The sequence below is a fragment of the Rugamonas brunnea genome, from assembly GCF_014042345.1.
Taxonomy (GTDB): Bacteria; Pseudomonadota; Gammaproteobacteria; order Burkholderiales; family Burkholderiaceae_D; genus Rugamonas; species Rugamonas brunnea.
This window is the reverse complement of the sequence record NZ_JACEZT010000004.1, coordinates 79181-92168: the sequence shown is the minus strand read 5'-3', so window position 1 is coordinate 92168 and position 12988 is coordinate 79181. Positions and strand designations below refer to the sequence as shown.

General features: G+C 64.3%; 13 protein-coding genes. 4 read left to right on the top strand and 9 right to left on the bottom strand.

Features of this window, described 5'->3' with window-relative positions; all coding sequences use genetic code 11:
* Positions 1-47 precede the first annotated feature (47 nt).
* From H3H37_RS07870 to H3H37_RS07840, 7 genes are all read right to left on the bottom strand, one after another.
* Positions 48-1838 (bottom strand): acyl-CoA dehydrogenase, encoded by a 1791-nt coding sequence (locus tag H3H37_RS07870; RefSeq protein ID WP_182161167.1) that lies wholly within the window; start codon positions 1836-1838, stop codon positions 48-50.
* Between the two features lie 87 nt (positions 1839-1925).
* Positions 1926-2858, bottom strand: coding sequence for an electron transfer flavoprotein subunit alpha/FixB family protein (locus H3H37_RS07865; protein WP_182161165.1), 933 nt, complete (start codon positions 2856-2858; stop codon positions 1926-1928).
* A gap of 36 nt (positions 2859-2894) precedes the next feature.
* Positions 2895-3644 carry an electron transfer flavoprotein subunit beta/FixA family protein gene (locus H3H37_RS07860; protein WP_182161163.1) on the bottom strand — a complete coding sequence of 250 codons (750 nt, stop codon included), beginning with the start codon at positions 3642-3644 and terminating at the stop codon, positions 2895-2897.
* Positions 3645-3851: 207 nt separating this feature from the next.
* A complete protein-coding gene (locus tag H3H37_RS07855; protein WP_182156115.1) occupies positions 3852-4079 on the bottom strand; it encodes a sulfurtransferase TusA family protein in 228 nt (75 codons plus the stop codon).
* A gap of 192 nt (positions 4080-4271) precedes the next feature.
* On the bottom strand, positions 4272-6881 hold the full coding sequence (alaS, locus tag H3H37_RS07850) for an alanine--tRNA ligase (protein ID WP_182161162.1): 2610 nt from the start codon (positions 6879-6881) through the stop codon (positions 4272-4274).
* A 110-nt stretch (positions 6882-6991) separates the two neighbouring features.
* Complete coding sequence (gene ugpQ, locus H3H37_RS07845; protein WP_182161161.1) at positions 6992-7744, bottom strand: glycerophosphodiester phosphodiesterase; 753 nt, start codon at positions 7742-7744, stop codon at positions 6992-6994.
* 144 nt (positions 7745-7888) lie between these two features.
* The gene (locus tag H3H37_RS07840) at positions 7889-8215 is read right to left on the bottom strand and encodes a hypothetical protein (protein ID WP_182161160.1); all 327 of its coding nucleotides are present in this window, start codon (positions 8213-8215) and stop codon (positions 7889-7891) included.
* A 202-nt stretch (positions 8216-8417) separates the two neighbouring features.
* On the opposite strand from H3H37_RS07840, the gene vapB reads away from it, so the two are divergent.
* Complete coding sequence (gene vapB / locus H3H37_RS07835) at positions 8418-8651, top strand: type II toxin-antitoxin system VapB family antitoxin (RefSeq protein WP_311197424.1); 234 nt, start codon at positions 8418-8420, stop codon at positions 8649-8651.
* Positions 8652-9053: a type II toxin-antitoxin system tRNA(fMet)-specific endonuclease VapC gene (vapC, locus tag H3H37_RS07830; RefSeq protein ID WP_182161159.1), complete on the top strand. Its 402-nt coding sequence runs from the start codon at positions 8652-8654 to the stop codon at positions 9051-9053.
* 14 nt (positions 9054-9067) lie between these two features.
* Here the strand turns inward: vapC and H3H37_RS07825 are convergent, their stop codons facing one another.
* Entirely contained in the window at positions 9068-9871 is an 804-nt protein-coding gene (locus tag H3H37_RS07825) for a DUF1223 domain-containing protein (RefSeq protein ID WP_182161158.1), read from the bottom strand.
* Between the two features lie 141 nt (positions 9872-10012).
* On the opposite strand from H3H37_RS07825, the gene H3H37_RS07820 reads away from it, so the two are divergent.
* Positions 10013-10672: a hypothetical protein gene (locus tag H3H37_RS07820; protein ID WP_182161157.1), complete on the top strand. Its 660-nt coding sequence runs from the start codon at positions 10013-10015 to the stop codon at positions 10670-10672.
* A 28-nt stretch (positions 10673-10700) separates the two neighbouring features.
* On the opposite strand, the gene H3H37_RS07815 is transcribed toward H3H37_RS07820, so the two are convergent.
* Positions 10701-11942 carry an MFS transporter gene (locus tag H3H37_RS07815; protein ID WP_182161588.1) on the bottom strand — a complete coding sequence of 414 codons (1242 nt, stop codon included), beginning with the start codon at positions 11940-11942 and terminating at the stop codon, positions 10701-10703.
* A 102-nt stretch (positions 11943-12044) separates the two neighbouring features.
* Here H3H37_RS07815 and H3H37_RS07810 point away from each other — a divergent pair, with 102 nt between their 5' ends.
* On the top strand, positions 12045-12980 hold the full coding sequence (locus H3H37_RS07810; RefSeq protein ID WP_182161156.1) for a LysR substrate-binding domain-containing protein: 936 nt from the start codon (positions 12045-12047) through the stop codon (positions 12978-12980).
* Positions 12981-12988 lie beyond the last annotated feature (8 nt).

Here is a 12988-nt window from a genome sequence, read left to right as displayed (position 1 = left end):
AACGATGCCGCGACAGGCTCCTATTCAGACTAAGCGTGGAACGCTGCTTAGAACTGGTCTTCCGTCAATGCCAGCACGCCGGCGCTGCCTTCAACGATGGCGCTGCGCAGACCCGACGACTGCGACAGGATATGGTCGGCGAAGAAGCGCGCGGTGACGATCTTGGCCTGGTAGAAGCTGGCGTCGCCTTCGTTGGCGTCCAGTTTCTGCTTGGCGATCAGCGCGGCGCGCGCCATCTGCCAGCCTGCGACCACGATACCGGCCAGCTTCAGGTACAGCACGCTGCCCGCGAACACGCCCTTGATGTCGCTCTTCATGTTGGCGACCACGTAGTCGACCACGGCTTCCATATCCTTGCTACCGGCCGCCAGGTGCTTGGCGATGGCCTGGAACTCCGCGCCGCCTTGCGCTGCCAGTTGCGCTTCCGTGGCGCGGATCTGGGCGATGATAGCCTTGGCCACGGCGCCGCCGTCACGCACGGTCTTGCGGCCCACCAGGTCGTTGGCCTGAATGGCGGTGGTGCCTTCGTAGATGGTGAGGATCTTGACGTCGCGGTAGTGCTGCGCAGCGCCCGTCTCTTCGATGAAGCCCATGCCGCCGTGCACTTGCACGCCGTCGCGGGTCACGTCCTGCGCCATTTCCGTCGACCAGCCCTTGATCAGCGGGACCAGGAATTCGTAGGTGGCCAGGTTGGCCGCGCGCACCGCCGCATCGGGATGGGTGTGGGCAATGTCGCTCAGGCCCGCGCCCACGTAGGCCAGCGCGCGCGCCGCCTCGATCTGGGAACGCATGGACATCAGCATACGGCGCACGTCCGGATGGTGAATGATGGACACGGGACCGGCCGAACCGGCCAGGTCGCGCGACTGCACGCGGTCCTTGGCGAAGGCCACGGCGCGCTGGTACGAGCGCTCGGCCACGCCGATGCCCTGCAGGCCGACGCCGAAGCGGGCCGCGTTCATCATGATGAACATGTATTCCAGGCCGCGGTTCTCTTCACCGACCAGCGTGCCGATGGCGCCGCCGTGGTCGCCGAACTGCAGCACGGCCGTCGGGCTGGCCTTGATGCCCAGCTTGTGCTCGATCGACACGCAGTGCGCGTCGTTGCGCGCGCCCAGCGAGCCGTCGGCGTTGACCAGGAACTTCGGCACGATGAACAGCGAGATGCCTTTCACGCCCGGTGGCGCGTCCGGCGTGCGGGCCAGCACCAGGTGGATAATGTTCTCGGCCATGTCGTGCTCACCGTAGGTGATGAAGATCTTGGTGCCGAAAATCTTGTAGGTGCCGTCGCCCTGGGGCACGGCGCGGCTGCGCACAGCGGCCAGGTCGGAACCGGCTTGCGGCTCGGTCAGGTTCATGGTGCCGGTCCATTTGCCCGACACCAGGTTTTCCAGGTAGGTGGCTTTCTGCTCGTCGCTACCGGCCGTCAGCAGCGCTTCGATGGCGCCGTCGGTCAGCAGCGGGCACAGGGCGAACGACACGTTCGACGAGTTCAGCATCTCGATGCAAGGGGTGGCCAGCAGCTTGGGCAGGCCCTGGCCGCCGAATTCCACCGGGTGCTGCACGCCTTGCCAGCCGGCTTCCGCGAAGGCCTTGAAGGCTTCCTTGAAGCCCTTCGAGGTGGTGACCTGGCCATCGTGCCAGTAGCTGGGCTCTTTGTCGGCGGGGTTGTTCAGGGGGGCGACCACGTTGCTGCAGAACTTCGCGTTCTCTTCCAGCACGGCTTCGGCCGTGTCGGGGGTGGCGTCTTCATTGCCAGGCAGGGCGTTCACAGCGGCCAGGTCGGCCAGTTCGTTCATCACGAACAGCATGTCTTTTACGGGTGCTTGATACGGCATTCTCTATTCTCCAAGAAAAAAGCCACGGTGGTCCGGCAATTGTGCCGGAACCAGCGTGGCCTGTAATTCATCTAGGCGCTAAATCGATCAGCCCAGTTCTGCGACCAGTTGCGGTACCACTTCGAACAGGTCGCCAACGATGCCGTAGTCGGCCACCGAGAAGATCGGGGCTTCAGGATCCTTGTTGATGGCGACGATGGTCTTCGAGTCCTTCATACCAGCCAAGTGCTGGATGGCGCCCGAGATACCGACGGCGATGTACAGGGTAGGCGCGACGATCTTGCCGGTCTGGCCAACCTGCCAGTCGTTCGGCACGTAGCCGGCGTCGACGGCGGCGCGCGAAGCACCCATGGCGGCGCCCAGCTTGTCGGCCAGCGGTTCCAGGATCTTGAACGCTTCGCCCGAACCCATGCCACGGCCACCGGAGACGATGACTTTGGCGGCGGTCAGTTCAGGACGGTCCGACTTGGCCAGCTCGCGGCCCACGAAGGCCGACTTGCCCAGATCAGCAACGGCGGCCACGGTTTCGGTGGCGGCCGAACCGCCGGTGGCGGCAGCGGCGTCGAAGCCGGTGGTACGCACGGTGATGACTTTCACCTTGTCGCCCGATTGCACGGTGGCGATGGCGTTACCAGCGTAGATAGGACGCTCGAAGGTGTCGGGCGAATCGACCTTGGTGATTTCCGAGATCTGGGCCACGTCCAGCTTGGCGGCCACGCGCGGCGCGATGTTCTTGCCGTAGGCGGTGGCGGGAGCCAGGATGTGGCTGTAGGCGCCGGCCAGGGCCAGCACTTGCTCGGCCACGTTTTCGGCCAGGCCGTCGGCGAAGTGCGGCGCGTCGGCCAGGATCACTTTCGATACGCCGGCGATCTGCGCGGCGGCGGCAGCGGCGGCGCCGGCGTTGGCGCCAGCGACCAGGACGTGCACGTCGCCACCGCACTGGGCGGCTGCGGTAACGGTGTGGTGGGTGCTGCCTTTCAGGCTAGCGTTGTCGTGTTCAGCGATAACTAATGCGACCATGATTCTTCCTCAAAAATGTGAACGGCCAGGCCGCGCTTAGATGACTTTGGCTTCGGTGCGCAGTTTTGCGACCAGGGTGGCGACGTCCGGAACCTTGATACCGGCCGAACGCTTGGCTGGCTCGGCCACTTTCAGGGTCTTCAGACGCGGTGCCACGTCCACGCCCAGGTCTTCCGGCTTGACGGTGTCCAGTGGCTTCTTCTTGGCCTTCATGATGTTCGGCAGCGTGACGTAGCGCGGCTCGTTCAGGCGCAGGTCGGTGGTGACGATGGCTGGCAGGGTCAGCGACAGGGTTTCCAGGCCGCCGTCCACTTCACGGGTCACGACGGCTTTGCCGTCTTCCAGCACCACTTTCGAGGCGAAGGTGGCTTGTGGCCAGCCCAGCAGGGCAGCCAGCATCTGGCCGGTCTGGTTGGAGTCGTCGTCGATGGCTTGCTTGCCCAGGATGATCAGCTGTGGCTGTTCCTTGTCGGCCAGCGCCTTGAGCAGCTTGGCCACGCCCAGCGGCTCCAGCTCCACGCCCGTTTCCACCAGGATGCCACGGTCGGCGCCGATGGCCATACCGGTACGCAGGGTTTCCTGGCACTGGCTCACGCCGCACGATACGGCCACCACTTCGGTGACTTTGCCCGCTTCCTTCAGGCGCACGGCCTCTTCGATAGCGATCTCGTCGAATGGGTTCATCGACATTTTGACGTTGGCGATATCGACGCCGCTGCCGTCGGATTTGACGCGCACTTTGACGTTATAGTCGACCACGCGTTTGACGGGTACCAAGACTTTCATAGCTGTGCCTTTGGGAAAAATAAAGAGTAACGGAACTAAGTAGGGGAAGATTATAAAAGAAATTTTCCACCTAAACTAAATTTAAGCACGATCGTGCGATTTTTTGCTAGTGCAAAACCCCTAAAAAAGACATTTACTGCTAAAACATTTCCGGGGGAGTAAGAACCGGGACGGGATTGCTGGCCCGGTTGCATAGGATACAACGAATTACTTGCGACGCATCAGGAACACGAATTCGCGGCCATTCTGCACATGCGACAACAGGGCATTGCCCGTCTGCTTGGCGAAGGCCTGGAAATCGCGTACGGAGCCGGGATCAGTCGCCATGATACGCAACACTTCACCACTTTGCAGCTCGGCCAGTGCCTTCTTGGCTTTCAGGATCGGCAGCGGGCAATTGAGGCCCCGCGCGTCGAGCTCTTTGTGAAATTCCATGATTTCGTTGTCGAGTAGTGTATCTGTCATTGCGATCCCGCTTCCAAATGTTCCGCTGGTTTCAGACATACTACCCCAAAATAGTGCGTTTGACGCGCTGCACCAAAATAGTTCGCATACCGTTGTATGTTCACAACGAGAAATTCAGCGTGGTAACGGCCTGCACCGGGGCGCAGGCCGCATGGACGCTTATTATGCCCGTTGTGCCACCCATGCTGCAACGCCCGCAAGCGCACCCGGCAGCGCCGCAGCATCGGTGCCGCCCGCCTGCGCCATATCGGGGCGTCCGCCGCCTTTGCCGCCCACCTGCTGGGCCACAAAGTTGACCAGTTCGCCCGCCTTGACCTTGGACGTGGCGTCCGCCGTCACGCCGGCGATCAGGCTGACCTTGCCGTCGGCCACGCTGGCCAGCACGATGGCGGCCGTCTTCAGCTTGTCCTTGAGCTTGTCCATGGTTTCGCGCAGGCCGGCCACGTCGGCGCCGTCCAGGGTCGCGGCCAGCACCTTGATGCCGTTCACGACCACCGCCTGGGTGGCCAGTTCATCGCCCTGGCCGGCGGCCAGTTTCGATTTCAGGGCCGCCAGTTCCTTCTCCAGCGCCTTGGCGTTGTCCTGCATCTGCACGATGCGGGCCGTCAGTTCGTCCGGGGTCGCCTTCAGGGCCGCGGCCGCGTCCAGCAGGCGGCGATTCATCGATTGCACCAGCGCCAGCGCGCCCTCGCCCGTCACCGCCTCGATACGGCGGATACCGGCTGCCACGCCGCCTTCGGCGACGATCTTGAACAGGCCGATGTCGCCGGTGCGGTGCACGTGCACGCCGCCGCACAGTTCTTTGGAGGTGCCGATGTCCATCACGCGCACCACGTCGCCGTACTTCTCGCCGAACAGCGCCATGGCGCCATGCTTGACGGCGTCGTCGAACGACATGTTGTGCGACTGGGTGGCCACGTTGGCCAGGATTTCGCGGTTGACGATGGCTTCCACTTGCGCGATCTGTTCAGCCGTCACGGGTGCGTTGTGGCTGAAGTCGAAGCGGGCCTTGTCCGGATCGACCAGCGAGCCTTTCTGCGCCACGTGCGAACCCAGCACTTCGCGCAGGGCCTTGTGCATCAGGTGGGTGGCCGAGTGGTTGCGGATGGTGCGGCCACGCAGGTGCTGGTCCACTTCCGCGCCCACGGCATCGCCCACTTTCAGCACACCGGAAGCCATCACGCCATGGTGGCCAAACACGTCAGCCTGGATCTTCAACGTGTCTTCCACTTCGAACTTGGCGGCAGCGGCCTGGATCAAGCCCTGGTCGCCCACCTGGCCGCCCGACTCGGCGTAGAACGGCGTGGTGTCGAGCACCACGATGCCCTGCTCGCCCGCCTTCAGCTCCGTCACCGGCGCGCCGTTGGCGTACAGCGCGATCACTTTCGAGTTGTGCTGCAACTGGTCGTAGCCGACGAACTTGTTCTTCTCGCCGCTGTATTCAACGTTGGCGGCCATCTTGAACTTGCCGGCCGCGCGGGCGATCTTCTTCTGGTTTTCCATGGCCGCATGGAAGCCTGCCTCATCCAGCGTCACATTGCGTTCGCGGCAGATGTCGGCCGTCAGGTCCAGCGGGAAGCCATAGGTGTCGTACAGCGTGAAGGCGGTGCCGCCGTCGAGCTTGCTTGCATCCTTGGCCAGTTCCGCTTCCAGGATCTTCATGCCGTGTTCCAGCGTTTCGCCGAAGCGTTCTTCCTCGGCCTTCAGCGTCTGGGCCACGCGCTCCATGGCTTCCGTCAGTTCCGGATAGGCCGCGCCCATCTCGGTGTTGAGGTCGGCCACCAGCTTGTAGAAGAATGGCTTGGCCTGGCCCAGCTTGTGGCCGTGGCGCAGCGCGCGGCGGATGATACGGCGCAGCACGTAGCCGTGGCCTTCCGAGCTCGGAATGATGCCGTCGACGATCAGGAAGGCGGCGGCGCGGATGTGGTCGGCGATCACGCGCAGCGACTTCGATTCCAGGTCGGTGGCGCCGGTTTCGCGCGCGGCGGCCTTGATCAGGTTCTGGAACAGGTCGATCTCGTAGTTGCTGTGCACGTGCTGCAGCACGGCGGCCAGGCGCTCCAGGCCCATGCCGGTGTCGACGCACGGCTTGGGCAGCTTGTTCATGTTGCCCGCTTCGTCGCGGTTGAACTGCATGAACACCAGGTTCCAGATTTCGATGAAGCGGTCGCCGTCTTCCTCGGGCGAGCCGGGAGGACCACCCCAGATGTCCGGACCGTGGTCGTAGAAGATTTCCGTGCAAGGACCGCAGGGGCCGATGTCGGCCATCTGCCAGAAGTTGTCCGACGCGTAGCGCGAACCCTTGTTGTCGCCGATGCGGATGATGCGCTCTTTTGGCACGCCGATCTCGTTGGCCCAGATGTCGTAGGCCTCGTCGTCCTCGAAATAGACGGTGACGGTCAGCTTCTCGGCTGGCAGCTGGTAGACCTTGGTCAGCAGCTCCCACGCGTAGTGAATCGCATCGCGCTTGAAGTAGTCGCCGAAGCTGAAATTACCCAGCATCTCGAAGAAGGTGTGGTGGCGGGCCGTGTAGCCCACGTTCTCCAGGTCGTTGTGCTTGCCGCCGGCGCGCACGCAGCGCTGCACGGTGGTCGCGCGCGAGTACGGGCGCGTGTCGAGGCCGAGGAACACATCCTTGAACTGCACCATGCCGCTGTTGGTCAACAACATGGTCGGGTCGTTACCAGGCACCAATGGACTGGAACGGACGATCGAGTGACCCTTGGATTCAAAGAACTTGAGGAATTTGTCGCGGATTTCAGATGATTTCATGTCGGTTGGCAATGGTGGCTGGCATGTGCAAAGGGTTGATTATACGTGAAGAAATGGCCGGTAAATACCTGCCGGTGTTGGCGGCGGCCTCTAGGCGTGCCAGGTGGCGCTCAGGCGAACGCCGGGCCGATCAGGTCGATGCGGTCGGTGCAGAAGCCATCCACGCCCCAGCCCAGGATGTCGCGCGCCCGCTCCGGGGTGTTGACGGTGTAGCAAAATAGCCCCAGCCCCGCCTGTTTGACGGCCTGCGCCAGCACCGGCGTCAGGTGTTTGTGGTTGGTGTGGAGGGCGACCGCGTCCAGCGCGGCGGCCTGGGCTTGCCAGTCGGCGGGCATGGTGTCGAACAGGCAGCCGCGCGGCAGGGCCGGCACGGCGTCGCGCGCGGCGGCCAGCGCCGTCATGCTGAATGAGGACAGCAATGGCAGCCCGGCCGGGTCGCCAACGGCCAGCGCATCGGTGAACTTGTCGCGGGTGGCCTCGGCCACCCAGCGCCCGGTGGCCGCCTCAAAACCATGTGCCGGCTTGATCTCGATGTTCATCCAGATGCGCTGCGCGCGGCAGTAATCGACAAACTGGGCGAACGTGGGCACCGGCTCGCCCTGGAATTCCGGCCCGAACCAGCCGCCCGCGTCCAGCCGCGCCAGGTCGGCCGCGTCCGTCGTGGGCACGCTGCCCAGGCCGGGCACGGTGCGGCCGAATTGCTCATCATGCATGACCACGCCGACGCCGTCACGCGACAGCATGACATCGAATTCCACGGCCCGGAACCCATAGGCCAGCCCGCAGCGCAGGGCGGCGATAGTGTTTTCCGGCGCCAGCGTGCCGCCGCCCCGGTGCGCAACGATTTTAGGATAAGGCCACATGGCGAACGCCTCGCAAAAGATTGTTGTTTCAACCTTACCATGCCTGCCTTGGGCGCGGCGGAAAATGGCCGTGCCCCGCTTCTCGCTTGCGGACATCATCGAAAGAAAATGCACCAACATGGTGCATTTTCTATACCACCAATGCTAGTGCAACTGATGCTTCAACTCCGACAATTCATGGTGCATGTGGTTGACGGCGCTTTTCATTTGCGGCGTCAGGTCGGCGCCGCTGCTGCACACGCGCTTGGCGCGGTCGCCCAGTTGTTCCAGGTCGTCCACCATCTGACGGATGCGGTTCTCGTCGTTGGACTGGATCACGTCCTTCGCCATGTCGGCCTGCTTGTCCAGGCGCTCGATGCAGTCGCGCAATTCGCCCGGCACGTTGCGCTCGGCCGAACACGCTTGCGACGCCTGCCCGATCGCGTGTTCCACACTGCTGAACCGCCGTTGAATCTCATTCGCTTGCAGCATGATGGTTTCCTCCAAAGTAGTTCGCGCGCACGATGCGCACGTGATCATTGGAGGCGCACGATGGCGCCCCGGTTCCGTCATGCCGCTTGAGCCAGCACAAGCACGGCGAAAACGGTTTGCGCTATTGCACTGGGATATGCCTTTGACATATCCTCAAAACCAGCTAAGATGGGATATATGCATTGTATATACCGTGGAGAGCATGATGGAACAAGGTGCCGTTTTTCAAAGCAATCGCAGCCAAGCCATACGTTTGCCCAAGGCGGTTGCCTTTCCTGACGATGTGAAGCGGGTTGATGTCGTCGTACTGGGCCAAACCAGAATCATTGCACCGGCGGGTACGTCCTGGGAAAGCTGGTTTGATGGCCCTGGCGTCACAGTTGACTTTATGACGGAACGCGAGCAGCCCGCTGAGCAAGAAAGGGCGTCGTTTTAAATGCTCAAGTTCATGCTCGATACCAATATCTGCATTTTCACCATCAAGAATAAGCCGGCCCATGTTCGGGAGCAGTTCATACGGCAACATGGTTTGATGTGCATCAGTACGGTTACCTTGATGGAGCTGATCTATGGCGCGGAGAAGTCGACCGACCCGACGCGAAACTTGGCGGAGGTGGAAGGCTTCTCGGCCCGACTGGAAGTAATGGACTTCGACAGTCATGCCGCTGCACACACTGGACAGATCCGCGCGGAATTATCCCGGTCCGGTACGCCAATCGGCCCCTATGACCAGATGATCGCCGGCCATGCCCGTTCGCGTGGGCTGATCGTCGTTACCAACAATCGCCGGGAATTTGACCGCATACCGGGGCTGCGTGTGGAGGACTGGACCAGCTAACACTTGCTGTACTTTTAGTTCCCGCACACGGACAAGGAGAACGCCTGCAGCACATCACCGCGCTCCGACTGCACGAACGCGCTCACGCCGAGCTTGCCCGGCGCGGCGCCCGGCGGCAACGGCAGTGTGCGCGCGACGGTCGCCATGTTGAGGCCCGCCTTGCCGCCCGCCGACAAGGGAACAGGGGCCAGCCACGTGCGCACCACATGATCGTGGCGCAACAGGCGGCCGCTGTTTTCACCGGCCGTCACCTTGCTGGCCAGGCCGCTTTCGACCAGCGCCACGAACAGTGTGCCGCTGCGGGCCGCGCTGGCGTTCACTTCCACCGGTAACCCGGCCGCGCTGGCCGGCCCCAGCGTCATGCGGATATCGGCCTGCGCCGGTCGCGCGTTGATGCGCTTGACGGCGGCCGGCACGCCGCCCGTCCAGCGCTCCACGCCGCCGCGCAACTCCTGCCCCGCCACGAACAGCTCCGGCGTATAGACGGTACGCGAACCGGCCAGCCCCGTCAGCCAGCGTTGGCGCGCGCTGTAGGCCGCATGCGAAAACGGGTCTTTCCAGCCGATGTCGTTCCAGTAATCGACGTGCAGCGCCAGCAGCACGGCCTGCTCCGGCGTCACGCCGGCCGCGCGCAGGCCGCTCACGTACTGGTCGGCCGGCGGACAGCTGCTGCAACCTTCCGAGGTGTACAACTCCAGCAGCGCAACCCGGTAAGCGGGGCTGTGCGCACTGCAACTGCCGGCGGCCAGCGCAGGGGCGCTATTCAGCCCGGCAGCCGCGGCCAGGCTCAACCCCAGGCTCAATACAAAGTGTTTCATGACGTCTCCAATGCAAACCGTACGCCCTTTTGTCGGGCCGCAGGCCGCAACCTGACAGCCGTTGTAAAAAATTGCGACAAACACAAAACATATCGAAAATATAAGTTACCATGCGCAACCTCATCCATCCACACCTGAAGCATGGACGACCCCGTATCGCACACGGCCCGCCGCTGGCCCGGCCTGCTGCTGACAGCACTCATCCACGTCGCGCTGCTGTTCGCCCTGTGGCGCCAGATGCCTGACCGTCCCGCCACCGGGCGGTCCGATGGCCGGCCCGCCATCCAGTGGCTGCTGCCGCTCGCGCCGCGTCCGGCCCCGGAGCGGGTCGCGCCGCCCTTGCTTCCGCCCCGCCCTGCCCCGTTGACGCGCACGCCCGCGCCACCCCGACCCGGGCAGCCCGCCGCGCAGACGCCCATCACGGCACCCGTCCAGCCGCAAGCGATCACGCCGCCCGAGCAACTGCCGCCGGAGCCGGATTTCGGCCCAGCCCCGCCCAGCGCGGCCGACATCATGAGCCGCGCACGGCGCGACATCGCCGGCATCGACAAGCAATTGCGCAAGGAATTTCCATCACGGGGAATTGAACTGCCGCCCGACGGCGTGCAGGCCAGGCTGGCACGCGGCATCAACGCCGCGCACGATGCCGTCGGCCCCAAGTGGTATGAAGGTGCGAAGATGGTGGAACTGAGCCAGCCCGACAGCAAGACGCGCGTCTACAAGATCATGACGGCAATGGGCACTTACTGCTTCACCCAGTACGAGGACGGGCGCAAGGCCTACACCAACTGCCCGCGCTAGCGCACCGTCGTGCCCGTCTCGGCCTGCCTCAGCCCGGCGCCAGCGCCGGTGCGGCGGGCGCCAGCGGGGTCAACTGGCGCAGGCGCAGCGCGATCAGCAGCGCCACGCACAGCGCCGCGCCCAGCACGGCCACCACGCCCGGCCAGCCGCCGCGCGCCCACACCATGCCGGTGGCGGAACCAACCACGCTGGAACCGAAGTAGTAGAAGAACAGGTACAGCGCCGAGGCCAGCGCCCGTGGCGCGGCGGCGCGCCGCCCGACCCAGCTGCTGGCCACGGAATGGGTGGCGAAGAAACCGAACGAGAACAGCGCCACGCCGGCCACGATCAGCGGCAGCGCCTGGGACAAGGTCAGCAGCAAGCCAGCCAGCATCAGCGTCAGCACGCGCCACAGCACGCCGCGCCGCCCCAGCCGGTCCGCCAACCGGCCGGCCCACACGGAACTGTAGATGCCGAGCAGGTACAACAGGGAGATCAGCCCCACCGAAGTCTGGCTGAGGCCATACGGCGCGGCCAGCAGCCGGTAGGCGATGTAGTTGTACATGCTGACGAAGCTACCCATCAGCAGGAACGCCAGCGCAAACAGCAGCGGCAAACCGGCGTCCGTCAGGTGCAGGCGGCAGCCATCGCGCATGGCGCGCCAGCCGCCCCGTGCCGGCGCGAAATGGCGCGAGGCAGGCAGGCTGCGCCAGAAATCCCAGGCCGCCATCAGCCCAGCCACACCCATCACGGCCAGCGCCACCCGCCACGAGAAATAATCGCTGAGCAGCGACGTGAGTAAGCGCCCGCTCATGCCGCCGAACGCGCTGCCGCTGATGTACAGCCCCATCGACAAGCCCAGCGAAGCCGGTTCGATTTCTTCGCCCAGGTAAGCCATGGCGACGGCCGGCATGCCGCCCAGCACCAGCCCCAGCATGGCGCGCAGCGCCAGCAGTTGCGGATAGTTGCGGGCCAGCGCGCACAGCACGGTGAGCGCGGCCGCCAGCGCCATGGCCGTCACCATCATGGGCTTGCGGCCCAGGCGCTCCGACAGCGCGCTCGACAGCAGCAGCGAAAACGCCAGCGCCGCCGTCGAGATCGACAGCACCAGGCTGCTTTGCGCCGGAGTGAGCGCAAACTGGTGCGACAACACCGGCATCAGCGGTTGCACGCAATACAACAACGCAAACGTGGAAAAACCGCCGAAGAACAGCGCCCGGTTGGTGCGCCGGAAGGCCGGCGTGCCGGCGGCGATGCGGGGAGAGGCGGAAGCAGAGGCAGAGGCGGACATGATGGGCTTGGGCTGGAACAATGCCTTCATCTTAGGATTGCCCATTCATATCGTCCAATATATATTTAAGGCGTTACTAATACATAAAAACGATTACTGAAAATGGAACTCCGCCACCTGCGCTACTTTGTGGCCGTCGCCGAGGAACTCAGTTTCACGCGGGCGGCGCAGCGCCTGCACATCGGCCAGCCGCCGCTGAGCCAGCAGATCCAGGCGCTGGAAGCCGAAGTGGGCGCCCGCCTGCTCGAACGCAGCAAACGCTGGGTGCGCCTGACGGAAGCGGGCAAGCTGTTCCTCGACGACGCGCGCCGCGTGCTGGCCCTGTCCGACCAGGCCATGCAGACGGCGCGCCGGGCCCAGCGCGGCGAAGCGGGCGAGCTGCGCATCGGCTTCACCTTCTCCACCCCGTTCACGCCGCTGTTTGCCACCGTCATCAACCGCTACCGGCAGCGCTATCCGGGCGTCACGCTCACCTTGCATGAAATGCCCACCCTGCCCCAGATCGAAGCGCTGCCCGCGCGCACGCTGGACCTGGCCTTCGTGCGCCCGCCCGAAGTGGCCGTGCTGGACACGGTGCGCATGACCACCTTGCGCAAGGACCCGCTGCTGCTGGTGCTGCCGGTCGGCCATCCGCTGGCGCAGCGCGAGGTGGTGGCGGCGCGCGAGCTGCAAGGGCTGCCGTTCGTGATGTATCCGCCCACGGCGGGCACCGGCATCTACCACCAGATCTTGCGCCTGTGCCGCGCGTCCGGCTTCGAACCGCAGGTGGCGATGGAGGCGGGCGAGGTGTCGTCCATCATCGGGCTGGTGGCGGCCGGCTGCGGCATTTCCATCCTGCCCGGTTCCTTCAACAGCATCCGGATGGAAGGCGTGTGCTACCGCGCGCTGGCCGAGCCGGAAGCGACCACCACGCTGCTGCTGGCGCAGCGCAAGGATGAAACGTCACCGCTGGTGGAGGCATTCGTCGCGCTGGCGCTGGCGGCGGCGCAGGAAGAACAAAAGGAGGAGGAAGCAAAAGGGTCAGACCCGCGGATCTGACCCTGGTT